Origin of the sequence: Limnohabitans sp. (genome assembly GCF_017848645.1) — a bacterium.
GTDB lineage: Bacteria > Pseudomonadota > Gammaproteobacteria > Burkholderiales > Burkholderiaceae_C > Limnohabitans_A.
This window is the reverse complement of the sequence record NZ_JAFEIF010000017.1, coordinates 1-19,239: the sequence shown is the minus strand read 5'-3', so window position 1 is coordinate 19,239 and position 19,239 is coordinate 1. Positions and strand designations below refer to the sequence as shown.

21 protein-coding genes are annotated in these 19,239 nt (G+C 60.8%); 19 read left to right on the top strand and 2 right to left on the bottom strand.

The features are described from left to right. Both QZ190_RS04470 and QZ190_RS04465 read left to right on the top strand, forming a co-directional pair. A partial coding sequence (locus QZ190_RS04470) for a hypothetical protein (RefSeq protein WP_291913966.1) occupies window positions 1-199 on the top strand: 199 nt, incomplete at its 5' end. Between the two features lie 104 nt (window positions 200-303). Beyond that, window positions 304-762 carry a hypothetical protein gene (locus QZ190_RS04465; RefSeq protein ID WP_291913965.1) on the top strand — a complete coding sequence of 153 codons (459 nt, stop codon included), beginning with the start codon at window positions 304-306 and terminating at the stop codon, window positions 760-762. Between the two features lie 496 nt (window positions 763-1,258). Here the strand turns inward: QZ190_RS04465 and QZ190_RS04460 are convergent, their stop codons facing one another. Together QZ190_RS04460 and QZ190_RS04455 are read right to left on the bottom strand one after the other, a co-directional pair. Then, window positions 1,259-1,390 carry a hypothetical protein gene (locus QZ190_RS04460; protein WP_291913962.1) on the bottom strand — a complete coding sequence of 44 codons (132 nt, stop codon included), beginning with the start codon at window positions 1,388-1,390 and terminating at the stop codon, window positions 1,259-1,261. A gap of 99 nt (window positions 1,391-1,489) precedes the next feature. Further along, window positions 1,490-1,669, bottom strand: coding sequence for a hypothetical protein (locus tag QZ190_RS04455; RefSeq protein WP_291913960.1), 180 nt, complete (start codon window positions 1,667-1,669; stop codon window positions 1,490-1,492). A 350-nt stretch (window positions 1,670-2,019) separates the two neighbouring features. Here QZ190_RS04455 and QZ190_RS04450 point away from each other — a divergent pair, with 350 nt between their 5' ends. The 17 genes from QZ190_RS04450 to QZ190_RS04370 form a co-directional block, all read left to right on the top strand. After that, window positions 2,020-2,496: a hypothetical protein gene (locus QZ190_RS04450; RefSeq protein ID WP_291913957.1), complete on the top strand. Its 477-nt coding sequence runs from the start codon at window positions 2,020-2,022 to the stop codon at window positions 2,494-2,496. 57 nt (window positions 2,497-2,553) lie between these two features. Beyond that, window positions 2,554-3,732: a flagellin gene (locus QZ190_RS04445; protein WP_291913954.1), complete on the top strand. Its 1,179-nt coding sequence runs from the start codon at window positions 2,554-2,556 to the stop codon at window positions 3,730-3,732. Between the two features lie 213 nt (window positions 3,733-3,945). Then, window positions 3,946-4,119 carry a hypothetical protein gene (locus QZ190_RS04440; RefSeq protein ID WP_291913952.1) on the top strand — a complete coding sequence of 58 codons (174 nt, stop codon included), beginning with the start codon at window positions 3,946-3,948 and terminating at the stop codon, window positions 4,117-4,119. A 597-nt stretch (window positions 4,120-4,716) separates the two neighbouring features. Next, on the top strand, window positions 4,717-6,201 hold the full coding sequence (locus QZ190_RS04435) for a sigma-54-dependent Fis family transcriptional regulator (protein WP_291913950.1): 1,485 nt from the start codon (window positions 4,717-4,719) through the stop codon (window positions 6,199-6,201). Between the two features lie 11 nt (window positions 6,202-6,212). Continuing rightward, window positions 6,213-6,560, top strand: coding sequence for a flagellar hook-basal body complex protein FliE (fliE, locus tag QZ190_RS04430; RefSeq protein ID WP_291913948.1), 348 nt, complete (start codon window positions 6,213-6,215; stop codon window positions 6,558-6,560). Window positions 6,561-6,581: 21 nt separating this feature from the next. Beyond that, the gene (gene fliF, locus QZ190_RS04425; protein ID WP_291913945.1) at window positions 6,582-8,441 is read left to right on the top strand and encodes a flagellar basal-body MS-ring/collar protein FliF; all 1,860 of its coding nucleotides are present in this window, start codon (window positions 6,582-6,584) and stop codon (window positions 8,439-8,441) included. Window positions 8,442-8,462: 21 nt separating this feature from the next. Beyond that, window positions 8,463-9,584, top strand: coding sequence for a flagellar motor switch protein FliG (fliG, locus tag QZ190_RS04420; RefSeq protein ID WP_291913943.1), 1,122 nt, complete (start codon window positions 8,463-8,465; stop codon window positions 9,582-9,584). After that, the gene (locus QZ190_RS04415) at window positions 9,577-10,518 is read left to right on the top strand and encodes a FliH/SctL family protein (protein WP_291913941.1); all 942 of its coding nucleotides are present in this window, start codon (window positions 9,577-9,579) and stop codon (window positions 10,516-10,518) included. The genes fliG and QZ190_RS04415 overlap by 8 nt, the downstream gene beginning before the upstream one ends. Then, on the top strand, window positions 10,515-11,834 hold the full coding sequence (locus QZ190_RS04410) for a FliI/YscN family ATPase (protein ID WP_291913939.1): 1,320 nt from the start codon (window positions 10,515-10,517) through the stop codon (window positions 11,832-11,834). The genes QZ190_RS04415 and QZ190_RS04410 overlap by 4 nt, the downstream gene beginning before the upstream one ends. Before the next feature lie 19 nt (window positions 11,835-11,853). Continuing rightward, window positions 11,854-12,303, top strand: a complete 450-nt coding sequence (locus tag QZ190_RS04405; RefSeq protein ID WP_291913936.1) for a flagellar export protein FliJ — start codon at window positions 11,854-11,856, stop codon at window positions 12,301-12,303. A 134-nt stretch (window positions 12,304-12,437) separates the two neighbouring features. After that, window positions 12,438-13,493, top strand: coding sequence for a hypothetical protein (locus QZ190_RS04400; protein ID WP_291913934.1), 1,056 nt, complete (start codon window positions 12,438-12,440; stop codon window positions 13,491-13,493). Window positions 13,494-13,678: 185 nt separating this feature from the next. Then, the gene (locus tag QZ190_RS04395) at window positions 13,679-14,872 is read left to right on the top strand and encodes an ABC transporter substrate-binding protein (protein WP_291913932.1); all 1,194 of its coding nucleotides are present in this window, start codon (window positions 13,679-13,681) and stop codon (window positions 14,870-14,872) included. A 186-nt stretch (window positions 14,873-15,058) separates the two neighbouring features. After that, the gene (locus QZ190_RS04390; RefSeq protein WP_053174555.1) at window positions 15,059-15,922 is read left to right on the top strand and encodes a branched-chain amino acid ABC transporter permease; all 864 of its coding nucleotides are present in this window, start codon (window positions 15,059-15,061) and stop codon (window positions 15,920-15,922) included. A gap of 13 nt (window positions 15,923-15,935) precedes the next feature. Then, entirely contained in the window at window positions 15,936-16,943 is a 1,008-nt protein-coding gene (locus QZ190_RS04385; protein ID WP_291913923.1) for a branched-chain amino acid ABC transporter permease, read from the top strand. Further along, the gene (locus tag QZ190_RS04380; RefSeq protein ID WP_291913921.1) at window positions 16,936-17,715 is read left to right on the top strand and encodes an ABC transporter ATP-binding protein; all 780 of its coding nucleotides are present in this window, start codon (window positions 16,936-16,938) and stop codon (window positions 17,713-17,715) included. The genes QZ190_RS04385 and QZ190_RS04380 overlap by 8 nt, the downstream gene beginning before the upstream one ends. A 1-nt stretch (window position 17,716) precedes the next feature. Continuing rightward, a complete protein-coding gene (locus QZ190_RS04375; RefSeq protein ID WP_291913919.1) occupies window positions 17,717-18,430 on the top strand; it encodes an ABC transporter ATP-binding protein in 714 nt (237 codons plus the stop codon). A 5-nt stretch (window positions 18,431-18,435) separates the two neighbouring features. After that, window positions 18,436-19,239: SDR family oxidoreductase (locus QZ190_RS04370; RefSeq protein WP_291913917.1), on the top strand; the 804-nt coding region annotated here is incomplete at its 3' end.

The following is a 19,239-nucleotide window of genomic DNA, read 5'->3' as shown; positions in this document are numbered from 1 at the left end:
CAGCGACCAAGTCGCCCTCATGGCCACCGATGACATCGCCGCCATCAGCTCCGCTCAGATCAGCCACCTGGCCACGGACGCCATCAAAGCTTTGACCTCAGATCAGCTCAGCGCGATGAGTTCGGCAACAATCAATGCCATGACATCCAGTCAGATACAAGCTTTCACAAGTGACCAAATCGGTTCTTTGCCTTATTGATTGAATTGACAAGGCGATAACCGATTGGCATGGGCTTTGCTTTATCTCCTTGAACCTCTGCAACGGCAATTTCTTGCCTTTGCGGGGGCCACAAGGAGTCTTTCATGCTGCACGCCGCCCCCGCCTTTCTGGCCAAAACGTCTTACTCGGCCCTGCTCGCCAGCGCCACCCAAGAGCTCAGCCCGGCCAAAATCCGGCAATCCATTGCCGATCTGGTCGGCCAAAACCGGCTGGCCGATGCCGATGTGTTGTCGCACGAAGCGATGCAACGCTTTCCACAGAGCGAAGACATCCTGGTCATCCGTGCTTTGGTCACCCAAGTGCGCCAAGACTGGCCCGCCGCCAGCGCTGCGCTTGAGAAGTTGATCACCCTGCAAGGCCACGCTGCGCAAGCCGTGACTTGGGGCCAGTGGGTGCGCGTGCTGCGCTGCATGGGCGATGATGCCCGCGCCATGACCGTGGCCGCTCAAGGCCTGGCCACCCACCCCAAAGATGAACAGCTGCAGCAAGAGTTCAATGCTTTGCAACATGTGGGCGTGCGCCCTGCGCTCAAGGTGGCTTGATTTTTAGGGCGACATAGATTGCCGCGCTTAGCTCGCAATGACGTTTGACCCGTCATCGCGAGGCACGCAGCGATCCATTGGCCTGTGGGCATTGCAGTGCGGCTGAGGTATCGGGCTTTTTGACAGGTCCGCGCTCTCCAGCGCCGACCGTTCAACCCGTTTGAGCTGGTTGGTCATGCAGTTGAATCCCCAGTGCAGCTGTGACTTTCGAAATCGTGGGCAAGCTGGGGTTGCCTGTCCTGACAGGGCCTTCTAGAGGCTCCATCTGCCAAGGCCCGTGTCGCGCGACAGTTGCGACATCCCTTTGGCTCGTGCGGGTGGCGCTTGTTGTGCGTGAGGTGCCGCGCCAGCAGCTCCACGCCCACGCCGCTTTCGACCAAGCGGCCCCAAATGTCTGGGCGCTGCCGTGCTTGCGCCAAACCCACACCCTGGCTAAGCCAATGGCTGCCTATCAAGGCATTGTTAAAAACCTTTAGCTTGTGCTCGATGCGCGCTGTCAGATCACCTGCCCCATGTACTTGGGCAGACCACAGACCCTGCCTGCGCCCTCAAGCAAGTCCAGGTAATTCGCCAGCGTTGTGGTGTTGCACGCGTCGTCGAGTTGGCCCAGCATTTTTTGATAGCTCAAAATTTGTCCGCTCTAGACGCAAGTCAAGTCAAACACGCGGCGCAGCAAGGCCGGCTTTTGCATCGGTGCCATGAGCAACACGTCTTTGCTGATGGTGGTCTAGACCAAGGCGTCGCTGACATAGGCGGCCCAGCGCGCCTCGTCGTGCACCAGGGGCGCGGCATCGGGGTAGCCACCGTAAAAAATAAACCGCTCCATCGTGAAGTCAAAGGCCTCCTGCATTTCTGCAAAACGCCAGTGGCCCAGCCGCGTGATTCCAATCGGGCCACTATGGGGCAAAGGGGTGGGCGTTCCAGGGTCATTTAATTAACTCAAGAACCCAACCGCCACTGAGGGTCTGGATGTCGTCGCCATTTTCCCGCCATCACGATACAGGACGCCATTGCCGCCTGTCGGCAAGGCATTGCCGCTGGGCCGAGATGGAAGGCGGTTCCGTCTAGCTCCACAACAAGTTTTTACCGTTCGCAGTTCAAAAGTACCGAATTTTTTAGATTCCCACAGGTTTTGATGCAAATAAATGTGTTTTTAAGCTAAAGAAATGCTGGCACGCGGTTTGCTTAAAAGGGTTCATCCTCGGTTTTGGCCATGTGCCACCGAAATTTTGACACCCCTTTCCAGGAGACCTGAACATGACATCCCTTTACCAAGCCATGCTGTCGCAAGCCGTTTCTGGTCAGATGCTGAGCGTGCGCGATGTGTCGCAGTTTTCTGCTGCCGAGATTCGCCAGACCATGGCCGATCTGGTGGCCGCCAACCGGATTGATCTGGCCAATGCCTTGGCCGCTGCGGGCCAAAGTCTGTACCCCGAGAGCGAAGACATTTTGGCCATCAGCGCCTTACTCGCCGAAATCCAGCAGGACTGGACCACCGCCGAAGAACTGTTGCGCAAATTGGTCGACACCCAAGGCGCTGCCGCCACCCCTTTCACATGGCGTCACCTGATCCGGGTGCTGCGCTGCCAGTGCGAGCCTGGCAAGGCTTTGCAAGCGGCCCACCAGGCCATGTTGGCCCACCCCACCGACACCACATTGAATGACGAGTTTTTGGCGCTGCAAGAGTTGGTCTCAGAGCAAGTGCCCGTGGCTGCATCAGCCCACGTGCACTGATCGATGTCATCGACCGCCACCCCTTTCACTGAACCCAATTTCTAAAGATACACAGCCATGTCCGTCATCAACACCAACATCAAGTCGCTGATTTCGCAAAACGCCTTGGTCAAGAACAACCGGGCCCTGTCCGGCGCGATGGAGCAGCTTTCCACCGGCAAACGCATCAACTCGGCCAAGGACGATGCTGCGGGTCTGGCGATTTCTTCGCGCATGACCTCACAAATCACGGGCCTGAACCAGGCCGTGCGCAACGGCAACGACGCGGTGTCGATGCTTCAGACCACAGAAGGCGCGATGATCGAGATGACCAACATGCTGCAGCGCATGCGCGAGTTGGCTGTGCAGTCGTCCAACGACACCTACACAGATGTCGATCGTGGTTACATGGACTTGGAATTCCAACAACTCAAAGCAGAGGTGAATCGCATCACCAACGACACCGAGTGGAACGGCATGCCCATCATGGATGGCACCGTTCAAAATGACGATGGCACCTTCGGCAAATTTGAATTCCAGGTGGGGGCCAACGATGGCCAAATCATCACGCACACTTTGTCGGACATGGGCTTCCGCGACGATGCTCAGGCGGTTTTTGATACAAAAACAGCCAATGCACCCGGCGTTAGCCAGGAATCAACTTTGACATTGACCGGCAAATACCAAGCAGGAGACGTGATCAACGTCAAAATTGGCAATGCAACGGCCACCTACACCGTCGCAGAAGCAGACTTGACAGGGGCAGACGATGCCACCAATCTGGCCACCATTGCCACCAAACTTGCAACAGCCACAGGAGCCACTTTTGGCGGCACGGCGGTTATCGCTTCCAGCAATGCATTGACATTCACGGCCGACACTGCAGGCACGGCATTCACCACCAAGGCCACCAATGTCCTCGTCGATGAGGGTGCGCTGAAAAACATTCAGTCTCTGACCGTTCTCAACAACACGGATTCGAACGAATCCTTGCGTGAACTGGATGTGGCTCTGAACCGCATCAGCACCGAGCGCGCAGGCTTGGGCGCGGTGATGAACCGCCTGACTTACGCCGTGGACAACCTGGCCAATGTGTCGCAAAACACCTCCGAGTCGCGCAGCCGCATCTTGGACACCGACTATGCCAAAGCCAGCAGCGAATTGGCCCGCACGCAGATCATCTCGCAAGCGGCCACCGCGATGCTGGCGCAAGCCAACCAGTCGCCGCAATCGGTGTTGAAGCTCCTGCAAGGCTAAGCCTGCAGCGTGCCACGCACGCCTGCAAGCCCCATGGGTTTGCAGGTTTTTTTTCGCCCATTGACAGGCTTTCTGGCACAGGTTTTGCAATCCCTCTGGCACAGCGCTCGTTTGACAAAAGGCCGACATTTTGTTGACAGGGCCAAGCCACGCCAACCCTAGCGAGCCTTTGCAAAGCAACACCTCACCCAACTGCCCCCGACCGGAGAAACCATGACCCCGACTGCCCACCACACGCCCGAAGCCACCCGCCAGTTTTGGGCGGCCATGTGCGCCAAAGCCAACAGCCAGCTGTCGGCCCAGGGCTTGGCCGCCGCGCCACAGCGGGCCGTGATGGCTCAAGCCAATCTGGACCTGGCCACCGTGCTGGATTTATTGCGCGACTGAGCGCCGAGCAACCACAACAAAAACGGGACTCTCCTTGCCTGCCTTGCCCCCCCATCCCACGCCCTCGGCGGCACCCTCACGGGGCCCCAACTGCTGGCAATGCCGATTTTTTGGTGTGAGCTACGTCCCGGCCACGCCCTATGTCTGCCGCGCTATGGGCTTTCAGACCAAGATGCTGCCTTCACTCGAAGTGCTGCGGGTCGATGGCCAGTTTTGCAGATCTTTTGAAGCCAAGACCATCGCCACCCCTGCATCAAACTCTTGAGCTCGCGCATGGGTGGGCTCGTTGGGGCGACTGCATTTCTTTGCCGCCGACCTGGCTGCGCAACACCCGCCGGCTCTACCTCTTGCCCAAGCGCCAGGAAGATCTGCAAGGGCTGCTAGGGCTGCTAGGGCTGCAAGGGCTGCAAACCCTTGCACCACCACAAATCCCCGGCCAGGCAACTCTGTCAATCTTTCGTCTGGACGTGTCAAGCTTTTGGCTTGAATTTAAAAGTTAAAAAGTACTCTTTTTTTATTTTTAAATTCACTTTCAAGGGATTTTTATGCTGGCACAAGGGTTGCTTTACATGTTCCATCTGAATGTGAGGCCACACCGTGAAGCCAACTCCTGCATCTGCCCCTCTGGCCCTTTGGCTGGACCCCGAAAAACCGCTGAGCCCCGAGCACAGCCAAGCCCTGCACGCCAGCGGCTGGGCACTGATGCCGGTGCATACCCTCGACACCCTGGTGTCGCACGCGGCCGATGCGGCCGTGGTGGTTTTGCACCTGAGCGTGGATGTGACCCGTTTGAAGGCGGTTCAGCAACTCCTGCAAGAAGCCGGTCTGAACACCCCTGTGGTGGCACGGGTCGAGCGCCAAGAGCTGGAGCTGGCCGTGGAAGCGAGCCAGGCGGGCGCCTTGGCCGTGTTGGCCGACTGTGATGCGCGCAGCGCCAGCTGGATGCGTCTGCACAGCCTGCTCAACCCCCACGCCGCCCGCACCAGCACCCAACCCACACGCAACGTGGTCTTTGTGGACCCCGCCAGCCAACACCTGCTGGCCCTGGCCAAAAAAGTGGCCCAAGCCGACGTGACCGCTTTGCTGGTGGGCCCCACCGGCTCAGGCAAAGAAGTGATGGCCCGTGTGCTGCACGAGGCCTCGGCCCGTGCACGCGGCCCCTTTGTGGCCCTGAACTGCGCGGCCATGCCGGAAAACCTGATCGAAGACATGCTGTTTGGCCACGACAAGGGCGCCTTCACCGGCGCACACCGCGACCAAAAAGGTTTGTTTGAACAAGCCCAAGGCGGCACCCTGTTTCTGGACGAGATTGGCGAGATGCCCATGCACCTGCAAAGCAAGCTGCTGCGCGTGCTGCAAGAGCGCCAACTCACCCGCCTGGGTGGCCAAAGCGTGATCCAGCTGAACGTGCGCATCGTGGCCGCGACCAACAAAGACTTGAAGCTGGCCATCGCGGAGCGCGAGTTCCGTGAAGACCTGTACTACCGCATTGCCACTTTCCGCATGCGTTTGCTGCCTTTGTGCGAGCGCCCGGGCGACATCATCCCCTTGGCCATGCAATGCCTGAGCCAGCACGACAGCCAGGTCTGGCGCTTGCACCCGCAAGCACAGGCCCTGCTGCTGCAATACCCCTGGCCGGGCAATGTGCGCGAGCTGGAAAACGTGATGCGCCGCGCCATGGTGCTGTGCACCGACCACCATGTCACGCCCGCACATCTGATGTTTGACGACTGGTTGAGCCAGGCTGTGCCGGCCGCCTTCAGCGCAGAGCAAAACGCCCACGTCCCAAATGACCTGAGCCCGGTTGGCCTGAATACTTGGGCCAGTTCATCATCTACAGAGGCCCTGCCCACTTGGACACCTGCCACCACAGCGCAGCAGCCTGAGGCGCCCCTGCCCGCAGCCCCAGCCGATCTGCAAAGCGCAGCGCGCCTGAACGAGCACCAAGTGATCATGGCCACACTGGCCAGCACCCCCAGCAAAACCGAAGCCGCCAAACGCCTGGGCATCAGCCCGCGCACGCTGCGCTACAAGATGGCCCAGTTGCGTGAGCACGGCCTGGCCATGGCATCGGCCTGCTGAAGGAGACTTCCATGATTGACAAAGCCATTTCTCCCGCCAACATCCAGTCGATGCTGCAAACCTTGCGCAGCCACCAGGCCCAGGCCTCGGGCCTGCCCGGCGCAGAGCAACTCAAAGGACTGACGCCCGAAGTCGGCAAGAGCAACTTTGGCGAGTTCGTCTCAGGCGCCCTCAGCCAGGTCAACCAGGTGCAGGTGCAATCGTCCGAGATGCGTGCGGCTTTTGACCGGGGAGAGAACGTGGCCCTGACCGATGTGGTGCTGGGGATGCAGAAATCCTCTTTGGCCTTTGAAGCAACCTTGCAGGTGCGCAACAAGGTGCTCAAGGCCTATGAAGATATTTTGAACATGCCGGTCTGAACGACATAAAGAGAACACACCATGGCTACAGCGACCGCAACAATGAACAACGGCATGATGACCGTCCCCGCCAATTCAGGGGCCGTCTCGGCACCTGCTCCTGCGCCCAATGGCAGCATGGCCCTGACCACCGCCCCCGGTGGTGAAGGCGCTACCGCGCCCGGCACTGGCTTGAGCCCTTGGCAAACACTGGGCATGGCCGACACTTTTACCAAAGTGCTCAACCAGCCCTCGGTGCGCCGGGTTTTGCCACTGATCATGATGCTGGCCGTGATGGTCCTGTTTGGTTTGACTTATGCCTGGATGACAACGACGCCTTACCGCCCTGTGATACCCGGCTTGCAAGAGGCCGACCAACAAGCGGCCTACGAATCGCTCAAAACCTCGGACTTCAAACCCAAGATCGATCCGACCACAGGCCAGCTCACGGTGCCCAGCGACCGCTTCCATGAAGCGCGAATTTTTCTGGCCTCAAAAGGTTTACCCAAGGCAGGCGCCACGGGGCTGGAGGGTCTGAAAGACCAATCGGCCATGACGACCAGCCAATTCATGGAACAAGTCAAAGTGAATGCCGCCATGGAGCAGGAGCTGGCGCGCAGCATCATGCAAATTGGCAGTGTGCAAAGTGCCCGTGTGCACTTGGCCACACCCAAGCAAAGTGTCTTCGTGCGTGACCGCACCCCACCCAAAGCTTCGGTGGTGCTGGCCCCCTACCCTGGCCGCGCCGTGTCGGCGTCTCAAGTGCAGGCCATCGTGCACCTCGTGTCTTCCAGCGTACCCTACCTCACGCCCGACCACGTCACCGTGGTGGACAACGTGGGCAAGCTGATGACCGAGTCGGCCACCGAACAAAAGCTGGGCCTGACCTCGGCCCAGGAGCAGCACAAGCAACAAATGGAAGAAGTGCTGCGCAACCGCATCATGCAGATCCTATCGCCCATGGTGGGCGAGGCCAATGTGCGCTCGCAGGTGAACCTGTCGCTGGATTTCACACAGTCCGAGAGCACCACCGAAGACTTTGACAACCGCGACAAAGGTCCACGCACCCGATCCGAAGTGCTGGCCGAAGACCGCGCCGCCGTCCGTGCCGCCGAGGGCATACCGGGCTCGCTGGCCAACTCGCCGCCACCCGCCCCCACCACCAGCAACAACACCCAAGTGGACCCGACCAAAGGGCAGGCCGAATCGAACAACACGCTCAGCAGCCGCTCGACGCGCAACTTCGAGCTCGACCGGACAGTGCGTCACGTGCGCAGCGCCAGCGGCGGCATCAAGAAGGTCAGCGTGGCTGTGATCGTGAACGAGCGCCCAGCGCCGCCTCCGGCTGATGGCGCGGCTGTCGACCCCAAAGCCCCCAAGAGCCTGCCCTACACACCGCAAGAGCTGGAGCAAATGCAACAGGTGGTGCGCGGCGTGGTGGGCTTTGACCAGGCACGGGGCGACAACGTCTCGGTGGTTCCTGCCCGTTTTGAGGCCCCAGCACCACTGGAGACCATGCCCTGGTACCTTGAGAACACCGTACAGTCAGGTCTGACCAGCGCTCTGATCGCCATCAGTTTCATCGTGTTCATGCTGATTGTGGTGCGCCCCATCATGCGCAACATCACCGTGGCCAAGGCCCAGGCTGAAGAAGAAAAAGCCAAAGCCGCCATGGCGGACGGCGAGCTCAGTGCCGAAGACATGCGGATGATTCAGATTGGCGAAGGCGAGAGCTTGGAAGAGATCAAGGCCAAACTCAAGCCCAAGAAGTCGAGCATCAGCATCGACATGCTGGACACGGCCAACACCTACGACGACAAAGTGGCCCTCATCCGCATGCTGGTGGCCGAAGACTCGGGCCGTGTGGCCAACGTGCTCAAAGGCATGATCAAGGTCTCTTGACCGACTCAAGGAACAACAAAAATGGCTACGAAAAAAGACACCGACAAAGACGCCAAAGGCAAGGACGCCAAAGGCAAGGAAGTCAAGGAAGTGGCATCGGCTTTGGGCGATGCGCCGATTGTGATGACCGAGGAGCTGCAGCAAGAGCTGGACGCCCTGACGGGTTCGCAGCGCGCAGCCGTGCTGATGCTGTTGCTAGGGGAGCAGCAAGCAGCCGAAATCATCCGCTTCTTGAACCCCAAAGAGGTGCAGTCACTGGGCGGCGCCATGGTGTCGGTCGCAGATTTGTCGCAAGAGGCGGTGAACATCGTGCTCGACGAATTCGTGGCCACCCTCAAGAAACAAACCAGCCTGGGCCTGGGCACAGGCGACTATGTCGAAAAAGTGCTCAAACGCGCTTTGGGTGACGACAAGGCATCTTCGGTGCTCAGCCGCATCATGCCGGGTCAGGGCAGCAAGGGGCTGGAAATTCTCAAGTGGATGGATGCCCGCTCCATTGCAGAAATGATCCGGGGTGAGCACCCCCAGGTGGTCGCCATCATCTTGTCGGTGCTCGAACACACGGTGGCCGCGGATGTGCTGAATTTCCTGCCCGCAGAAGCGCGCCCGGAAATCATTCAGCGTATTGCCAGCCTGGACACGGTGCAACCTTCGGCCATGGAAGAGCTGGAGCAAATCATGATGAAACAGTTCGCCACCAACTCATCGTCCAAATCCTCCAGCTTCGGCGGCGTGAAAGCTGCTGCCCAAATCATGAACTCGGTCAAGGTGGAACTCGAATCGGCCATCATGTCCGGCCTGTCCGTGATCGACTCGGATCTGATGCAAAAAATCCAGGACAACATGTTCACCTTTGAAAATCTGGTGGGTGTTGACAACCGGGGCATCCAGGCCATCATGCGCACAGCCGAGCCGGACCTGTTGATGGTGGCGCTCAAAGGCGCGCCAGACTACGTCAAGGACAAGTTCCTCGACAACATGTCGGCCCGCGCCCGCGTCATGTTTGTGGACGACATGGAAAGCAAAGGCCCCTTGCGCATCACTGAAGTGGAAGAGGCACAAAAGAACGTCATGCGCCTGGCCCGCAAACTCTCGGATGCGGGTGAGCTGGTCCTGGCTGGCGGTGGAGATGGTTTTGTCTGATCTGAAACCCCAAGCCGCCCCCTGGAGCCCCAACCCTTTGCTCAACGGGAAAAGCCAAGCCTCCAGTTTCCTGCGTACACAATGGGACGAAGCCAAAGTGCGCTCGTTTGGCCCCTGGCGCGTGGCCGATCGCACCGAGCCGACCGAAGCCCTGACCACGCCCGCACCTGTGAATGTGGGCGAGGCCATGGACGAAGACCTGACGCAGCCAGAAGCGGCAGACGCACCTGCCTTGAATGCGCCACCCACCGAAAACACCACCGTCTCTGAAGCGGCGCTGGCGGCCTTGCTGGACGAGGCTTTTCAGCGCGGTGTTCAGCAAGGCATGGCGCACCTGCACGCCGAGCTGGAAGCCGAACGGGTCAAAGAGCGCGAACTCATCCGCCACCTGGGTATCGAGCTGCGCAGCATCAGCCAGGACCCACAGCGCTTTTTTGAACCACTCAAACGCTTGTCCTTGCACCTGGCCGAACAGCTGGTGCGCGCCGAGCTGCAAATTTCTGGTCAGGCCGTTGAGGGCCTGATCCAGTCGTGCATCCAGCAACTGGACCACCCGGCACAACCGGTCAAGGTCAGCCTGAATCCGCAAGACATGAAGCGCCTGCAGGCCATGGGCGAGGCCGTTACGGCCCACCTGGACCTGGAAGCCGACCCCCAACTGCGCCCGGGCAGCGTGCGCGTGCGCGTGCAAGACAGCGTGGTGCAAGACCTCATCGAGCACCGCCTGGAGCCGCTGGCGCGTCGCTTGCTGCCCCAGCCAGAGGCCTGGATGCAAAGCTCCATCCTGGTACAGGACAAAGTCGACGCCATGCCCGAGAGCACACCCAAGCGGGACTGGGACCGGCAGGTGATTGACGTGCAAGACACCGATGTGAAGACCTCCGACATGAACAGCACGGACATGAACAACCCAGACGAGAACGGGCCGGCATGAATTTCGAGCAAGAAGTCAACCAGCTGATCGGCGGCCTGCATGCCCCCGATCCCCAGCGCAGCGGCACCTTGGTGCGGCTGGTGGGCATGCGGCTGGAAACACGTGGCCTGATGGCCCCACTGGGCGCGTGCTGCGAAATCGTGGGCCAGATGGGCCACCGGGTCGAGGCCGAGGTGGTGGGCTTCAACGATGAGACGCTGTTTTTGCTGCCCTTCACCGAGCCGCAAGGCATTGGCCCGGGCGCGCAGGTGCGCGTGCTCAGCCACACCTCGCAGGTGTGCTTGGGCCCCGATTTGCTGGGCCGCATCATCGACGGGCGTGGCCAGCCGCTGGACGGCAAACCGCCGCCCGAGTGCCGCGATGTGCTGAGCCTGCAGGGTCGGCCCATCAACCCCATGGAGCGCGGCCCCATCAAGGAAGTGCTGGACGTGGGCGTCAAGGCCATCAACGGCATGCTGACCATTGGCCGGGGCCAGCGCCTGGGGCTGGTGGCCGGCTCAGGTGTGGGCAAGAGCGTGCTGCTGGGCATGATGACGCGCTTCACCGAAGCCGACGTGGTGGTGATTGGCCTGATCGGCGAGCGCGGGCGCGAGGTGCAGGCCTTCATTGAAGAGTCGCTCGGGCCTGTGGGCCTGGCCAAGTCGGTACTGGTGGCCGCGCCTGCCAACGAGTCACCCGTGCTGCGCCTCAAGGCCACGCACCTGACGCATGTGATCGCGGAATACTTTCGGGACCAGGGCAAGAATGTGTTGATGCTGGTGGACAGCCTCACGCGAGTGGCCCACGCGCAGCGCGAAATTGGCCTGGCTGTGGGCGAGCCGCCCACCGCCAAAGGCTACCCGCCCTCGGTGTTTGCGCTGCTGCCCAACCTGATCGAGCGCGCAGGCGTGGGCCGCCACGGCGTGGGCTCGATCACCGCCATCTACACCGTGCTGGCCGAGGGCGACGACGCCAACGACCCGATCGTGGACATCGCCCGCGCCTCGCTCGATGGCCAGGTCATGCTGTCGCGCAAGCTCGCCGATGCGGCGCACTACCCGGCCATTGACCTCAATGGCTCGGTCTCGCGGGTGATGCAAAACCTGCTCTCGCCCGAAGACCAGAAACTGGCCAACCGCTTTCGGCGTCTGTGGTCGCTGTACCAGCAAAACCAGGATTTGATCCAAGTGGGCGCGTACGAGGCGGGCAGCAACCCGGACCTGGACCAGGCGATTCGGCTGCGCACATCGATGGAACATTTTTTACAGCAAGACATGCACACCAGCCAGGACGCCGCGAGCACGCGCCGCGAAGTCCAGGCCTTGATGAGCGCCTGAGACCCCCAAGGAGAAAACCATGCGACAAGCCCGAAACTGCTGGCCCGTGCTGGTGCGCAAAGCGCAAGATGCGGTCAACGATGCGCAAAACGACATTGTCCAGGCCCTGGCCCGGGTCGACCAGCTCGAAGCCAGCCACCAGCGCCTGTGCAAGCTGTACGACGAATACCGCCTGCAGGAGCACACCAGCCAAGCGCCCGTGATGGGCATGCAAGCGAGCATGAACCACCGCCAGTTCATGGCCCAGTTGCTGAACCTGCAGCAACGCGTGGTGGTGGACCTGGGCAAAGCCCAAACCACCTTGGCCCAGATGCGCCAAAAAAGGCTGCAAGCCGAAATCGAGCTGCACAAGATGCAGTCGCTGGCCGAGCAAGACGCCAAAGCCGTGGCGCAAGACGCCAAGCGCTACGAGCAAAGGCAAATGGACGAGTTGGGCGTGCGCCAGTTCATCCTGAACATGGGGTCTTGAGTGGCACACCCTGCGCTGCGTCAGGAGAAACCAAGGTTTCTTTGACTATGATGGGTTGAAAAAACGAGTTCAGCCTTCTGGATGGACCCCGATAAATCTGCATTCAGGGCGCACTTGCATACGGAAAAAATGCCTTGGACATCCTCAAATCCTTCATGAATTTCATGGCCGGGCGGCCGCTTCGGCTGCGCATCGTGGGTTTGGTTTTTTGCGAAATGCTCTTGGGCGGACAGGCCTTGGCCGATCAAACCCACAGCGCCGCCCAATTGGCCTTGTGGCCCACCATTCCCTTTGTGCGCGGCCAGGACCTGTGCCAATACCAGGACGCCTATGGCCGCACCCGCGTCCAACAATCGAGTGACATGGCCAGGCTTTTGGGCGACTTGATCCGCGCCGGAGCCGAGCCCCAACAGGCCCCTGAGTTGCTGCAGACCCTGGACAGCCTGATCGACCAAGGACGACAGCGGGCCACCAGCGGCTTTGGCATGGACGTCTTGCTCGAAGGCAGCTTCAAGGCCGCGCTGGACCGGGTGTATGAACAGCACCACCCCCAAGTGCGCAAAGTGAGTTTCTTCAACCCCACCGCGCTCAACGACCTGGTGCGGGTGCTGCGCTCCCAGCAACGACAGGGCAGCCTGGAAGCCAATCAGCTGAGGGGTTTGACCGGTGTGGCCTGGGGCACGTATTCGTTCAGCCCAGGTTGCAAAGGCGATGTGCTGGTGACCTTGCACCTCGAAACCCAACCTGGACAGACCTACAACTACCAAGCGCGGGGCATGCCGGAGTCGGTGATGGGGCAGATCGCCTACCAGGTGTTCAGCCAGTTTCAGAAAACGCACTTTCCGAGCCAAGTCACGCACTTGGGTAAAACCCTGGAGCTGTTGGGTGCGCCGGGCAACGTGCTGGGCCTGACCAACTCGCCCCGCAAGGCCCAATACGCCTGCGAATGCATGCAAGCCAGACTGCCCACCGTGGGGGAGTACATCTACCTGAGTGAACTGGGCAACTGGAACGGCGGCGTCAGCAGCGACAAAGGCTTGTGGGCCCTGTCGCAAGAACGGGTGATGGCCCCCGAGATGCCCAACCCCTCCATGGTGCGCTCGATCAAAGAGTTTCAGTCGCCTGAGATCCGATACTTTTGCGTACGGCATGTGGGCGAGAAAACCACCACCAACCAGTGCACACCTTGAGCTTTGAAGGTGCCGATCTGCTTGTCGACACTGGCCCAAATTCAGTCTGGGTCGCGTCCGGATGTGCGGGTTTTCTCGGATACGGCTGCGGCCATCGGGGCGGATAAATGACCCATAATGATTATCTTGCCCGGATGGCTCTTGGCTGCCGGTCCTGAGTTTCATTTCCCTGTATGGAGACAACAATGAACCCCACTTCTTCACGCCGCCAAATCCTGACGCAAGGCGCAGCCCTGCTGGGTGCCACCTCGTCCGGCCTGCTGGTCCCCCAAAGCGCCCTGGCCCAAAGCGGCAAAATCCGCGTGGGTTTCATGCTGCCCTACACCGGCACCTTTGCCCAATTGGGCGTGGCCATTGAAAACGGCGTGCGCATGGCCATCAACGAACAAGGCGGCAAGCTCGGCGGCCGTGAGATCGAGTGGTTCAAGGTGGACGACGAGTCCGAGCCGTCCAAAGCCATCGAAAACGCCAACAAACTGGTGCAGCGCGACAAGGTCGATGTGCTGATCGGCACCGTGCACTCCGGCGTGCAAATGGGCATCCACCGCGTGGCCCGCGAAAGCGGCGTCATCAACCTGATCCCCAACGCAGGCGTGCACATCGCCACCCGCGCCCAGTGCGCTCCCAACGTGTTCCGCACCAGCTTTTCTAACAGCCAGCCCACCATGGCGCTGGGCGAGGCCATGGTCAAGCGCGGCCACAAAAAGGCGGTCTGGATCACCTGGAAATACGCCGCTGGCGACGAAGCCTTCGAGGGCTTCAAAGAGAGCTACACCAAAGCGGGTGGCACCATCATCAAGGAACTGGGCCTGCCCTTCCCCAACGTCGAGTTCCAGGCGCTGCTGACCGAAATCGCCGCGCTCAAGCCCGACGCTGTGGCTTGCTTCTTTGCAGGCGGCGGCGCGGCCAAGTTCCTGCGCGACTACGCTGCTGCGGGCCTCAAGGGCAAGATCCCGCTGTATGGCTCGGGCTTCTTGACCGAAGGCGTGCTGGACGCTGCAGGCCCCGCGGCCGACGGCGTCTTGACAGCGCTGCACTACGGTGACGGCATCGAGACCAAGCGCAACAAGGACTTCCGTCTGAACTACGCCAAGACTTTCAAGATGCAGCCCGACGTGTATGCCGTGCAAGGCTACGACACGGGCTTGCTGCTGGTGCAAGGCGCCAACGCGGTCAAGGGCGATGTGAGCCAAAAGGCCAACATGATCAAGGCCATGGAAGTGGCCGTGATCGACAGCCCACGCGGCAAATGGACCATGAGCAAGTCGCACAACCCCGTGCAGGACATTTACCTGCGCGAAGTCTCCAACAAAGAGAACAAGGTGATTGGCATCGCGGCCAAAGCCTTGGCCGATTCCGGCGCGGGTTGCCGCATGTAAGGGGCGGGTGCCAGATCAGGGGTTCGCCCCTGGCTTCGGCCATGCCAGCGGTACCACGGCGGATTTCGGTCCGCCTTTTTTGTGCTGAGCATGCCCGTTCTGCGTTGATCGGAGCTCACCAGCACCTTCTCCTTTCAAAACGCACAACGCTTAACCTTTAACGCTCAACGACCGACGTAAAACGCCATGGACTTCGTGAATTTTTTGATCCAGCTGCTCAACAGCGTCCAGTACGGGCTGCTGTTGTTCATGCTGGCTGCGGGCCTGACGCTGATCTTCGGCATCATGGGCGTGGTGAATTTAGCGCATGGCAGCTTTTACATGCTGGGGGCTTACTTGGCGTGGTCCTTGGCCGCGCAGCTGGGCAGCTTCACGCTGGCCATCATTGTGGGCACGGCTTTGTCGGTGGCCTTTGGCTTATTGATTGAGCGCTTGCTGTTTCGCCACTTCTACCACCGCGACCACTTGGACCAAGTGCTGCTCACGTTTGGCCTGATTTACGTGTTTGAAGAGCTGCGCTCCATGATTTGGGGTGACGATGTCCACGGCCTGCCCGTGCCCGAGTTGCTGGCCGCGTCCATTCCCCTCACCGAAAACCTGTCTTATCCGGTGTACCGCCTGTTCATGTCGGGCGTGTGCCTGGTGCTGGCTTTGGGTTTGTATTTGCTGATTTCCAAAACCCGTTTGGGCATGAAGATCCGTGCGGGGGCTTTCAACCGCGAGATGACCGAATCGCTGGGTGTGAACATCAAGTTGATCCACTCGGTGGTGTTCGCTTTGGGCATTGGTCTGGCGTCCATTGCGGGCATGATCGCCGCGCCTGTATCGAGCGTCTACCCCAACATGGGCTCACAGGTCTTGATCATGTGCTTTGTGGTGGTGGTCATTGGCGGCATCGGTTCGGTACGCGGTGCCTTGATCGCCGCCCTGCTGGTGGGCCTGGTCGACACCTTTGGCAAGGTGCTGCTGCCCCAGGCCTCGGGCATGCTGGTGTATGTGCTGATGGCCGCTGTGCTGCTGTACAAACCCGAAGGCCTGTTCAAGCAATGAAAATGACAACGACATGAGCACGCCCCAAATTCACCTCGAAACCCTGCCGCGCAGCATCCAGCTGGTGATGGTGCTGGGCTTTTTGGCGCTCGCCGCCTTCCCCTTTGTCGGCTCCGACTTCTACACGGCCATGGTCGTGCGCATGATGATCCTGGCCATCCTGGCCATGAGCCTGGATTTGCTCCAAGGCGTCACGGGCCTGGTCTCGCTGGGCCATGCGGCTTACTTTGGCCTGGCCGGTTATGTGCTGGCTTTTGTGACGCCGCAAAACGAGCCGATCAGTTTGTACACCAGCTTGCCCTTAGCGGTGGGCGGCTCAGCATTGGCGGCTTTGGTCATTGGCTTTTTGGTGGTGCGCACCCACGGCATCTACTTCATCATGGTGACCATGGCCTTTGCGCAGATGATTTTCTACATCTTCTTTGACAACAAGGCGCTGGGCGGCTCGGATGGTTTGTTCCTGAACTTCCGCCCTGATGCGGGCGTCATCGATCTGGAAAACAAGCGGGTGTTTTATTACTTCACGCTGGGCTGTTTGCTGGCGGTGTATGTGTTCTTGCGCCGCCTGCTCTGGAGCCCCTTTGGCCGGGCGCTGTCGGGCATCCGCGTGAACGAGCACCGCATGCGGGCGCTGGGCTTCAACACCTTCAGCCACAAGCTGGCGGCTTTCACGCTGGCGGGTGCCTTGGCAGGTTTGGCGGGTTATTTGTTCGCGGCGCAAACCGGTTTTGTGAACCCCGAACTCATGGGCTTTCACCTCAGTGCACACGCCATCATGATGGTGATTTTGGGCGGCATGGGCAATTTTGCGGGGGCCATTGTGGGCGCCTTCAGCTTTGAATATCTGCTGCACCTGTTCAAAGACCTGCCAGATGTGGGCGGCTTCAAAACCGGCAAACACTGGCAGATGTGGATGGGCCTGTTCATCGTGGCGCTGATCATCTTTGCCCCTAAGGGCATTTTGGGCCTGGTCAACCGGACTTTCGGCAGCAAAACAGCCAAGGGGGCGGGTCATGACTGATCGCCAAGTCTTGTTGTCCGCCCGTGGCTTGACCAAACGCTTTGGCGGCTTGGCGGCTGTGAATGAGGTTTCGCTGGATTTGTGGCTCGGCCACATCCACGCGGTGATTGGCCCCAACGGCGCGGGCAAGTCCACGCTGACCAACCTGCTCTCGGGCGACCTGCCACCCACCAGCGGCAGCATCACTTTGGGCGAGCACCCCATCACCGGCTGGACCCCCGAGAAAATCTCGCGCCACGGCTTGGGCCGCAGCTACCAAAAAACCAACATCTTCAGCACCTTCACCGTGTGGGACAACGTGCGCCTGGCCGCCCAATCGCGTGTGCAGCCCTCGCCTTTCAACCCATTGGGCTGGTTGAAGGCAGCGTCGCGCATGCATGCTGTGAACGAGCGGGCCGAGCGCGCCATGGAACTGGCCGGGCTGCAAGACCGCCGCCACGCCCAAGCCGGGGCCACCAGCCACGGCGAGCAACGCCAGCTCGAAATCGCCATGACCCTGGCCACCGAACCCCGCGTGCTGCTGCTCGACGAGCCGCTGGCGGGCATGGGCCAGGCCGAGGCCGAGCGCATGGTGCAGCTGCTGCTGCGCCTCAAAACAGAACACGCGATTTTGCTGGTGGAGCACGACATGGACGCCGTGTTCACGCTGGCCGACCACCTCACGGTGATGGTCAACGGGCAAGTGATTGCGAGCGACACGCCTGTGGCAGTGCGGGCCGATGCGGGTGTGCAGGCCGCCTACTTGGGCGAAGAAGTGGGCGAGGAACATTGAGATGAGCGATTTGTTGATCCAGGCCCAAGACCTGAACACCTATTACGGCGCGAGCCACATCCTGCGTGGCGTGAACTTTTCTGTGGGCCGTGGCGAGACGATTGGCCTCATGGGCCGCAACGGCATGGGCAAAAGCACCCTGCTCAAAACCCTGATGGGCATCGTGCCGCCACGCACGGGCACGGTGGACATCAAGGGCCAACGCATGAACGGCCGCCCCACCTTTGAAGTGGCGCAACTGGGCATCGCCTACGTGCCCGAGGGCCGGGGTATTTTCGGCAACCTGAGTGTGGTGGAAAACCTGCAAATGGCCGCCCGGCCTGGCACCAACGGGCAACGCGACTGGACGTACGAACGCGTGCTCGAGACCTTCCCGCGCCTCAAAGAACGCCTGGGCCACGGCGGCCAGCAACTGTCGGGCGGCGAGCAGCAAATGCTCACCATCGGCCGGGCGCTCATGACCAACCCTGACGTGCTCATCCTCGACGAAGCCACCGAAGGCCTGGCTCCGCTGATCGCCCGCGACATCTGGCGCATCTGCAGCCTCATCAAGGAGAGTGGCATCAGCTCCATCATCGTCGACAAGAACTGGAAACACGTCACCCAGATCACCGACCGCAACATCATCCTGGTCAAAGGTCAGGTGGTGTTCGAAGGCTCTTCGCAAATCCTGCTGGATGACCCGAGCGTGCTGGAGCAGCATCTGGGGGTTTGATCACGATGCCCACGTTCCAGCGCGCCGTCATCACTGGAGCCTGCGGAGGCTTAGGCCAAGCCTTGGCGAGGCAGCTGTTGGACTCGGGTGCGCAGGTCGTTCTGGGGGGACTGAACCTTCCGGCCATGCAAGCCTTGGCCGACTTGGCCCCCGAGCGCTGCCGCATCTTCACCCCGGACGTTTCCGATGCGCAGGCCATGCAAGCCATGGCCGCCGACTGTTTGCAGCACTGGGGCGTGCCCGATCTGGTGATTGCCAACGCGGGTGTAGCCGGTGGGTTTGAGACTTCAGACCCGGTCGATCTGGCGGTCATGCGCCGCATGCTGGAGATCAACCTGCTGGGCGTGGCCACCACGTTTCAACCCTTTTTGAGCGCGATGCAAGACAGCGGCCAAAGGGGCGCTTTGGTCGGCGTGGCCAGTGTGGCGGGCTGGCGCGGCATGCCGGGCAACGGGGCTTATTGCGCCAGCAAAGCCGGGCTGATCGCCTACCTGCAAAGCCTGCGGGCCGAGCTGCGGCCCACCCGGCTCACGGTGCACACCATCAGCCCCGGTTATTTGCGCACCGCGCTCACGGCAGGCAACACCTTTGCCATGCCCGGCCTGCTGGGGCCCGACGAAGCGGCGCGTGACCTGCTGCGCGGCGTGGCGCAAGGCCGAGAGCACATTGTGTTGCCGCGCCGCATCGGCTGGCTGTCGCAGGCTTTGTCGCTGCTGCCTGCCCGCTGGCACGACCGCATCTTGCTGGGCCAGCCGCGCAAACCCCGCGCCCACCAAGCCGGGGCCACCCCCATTCCCGGACTCTCCCAC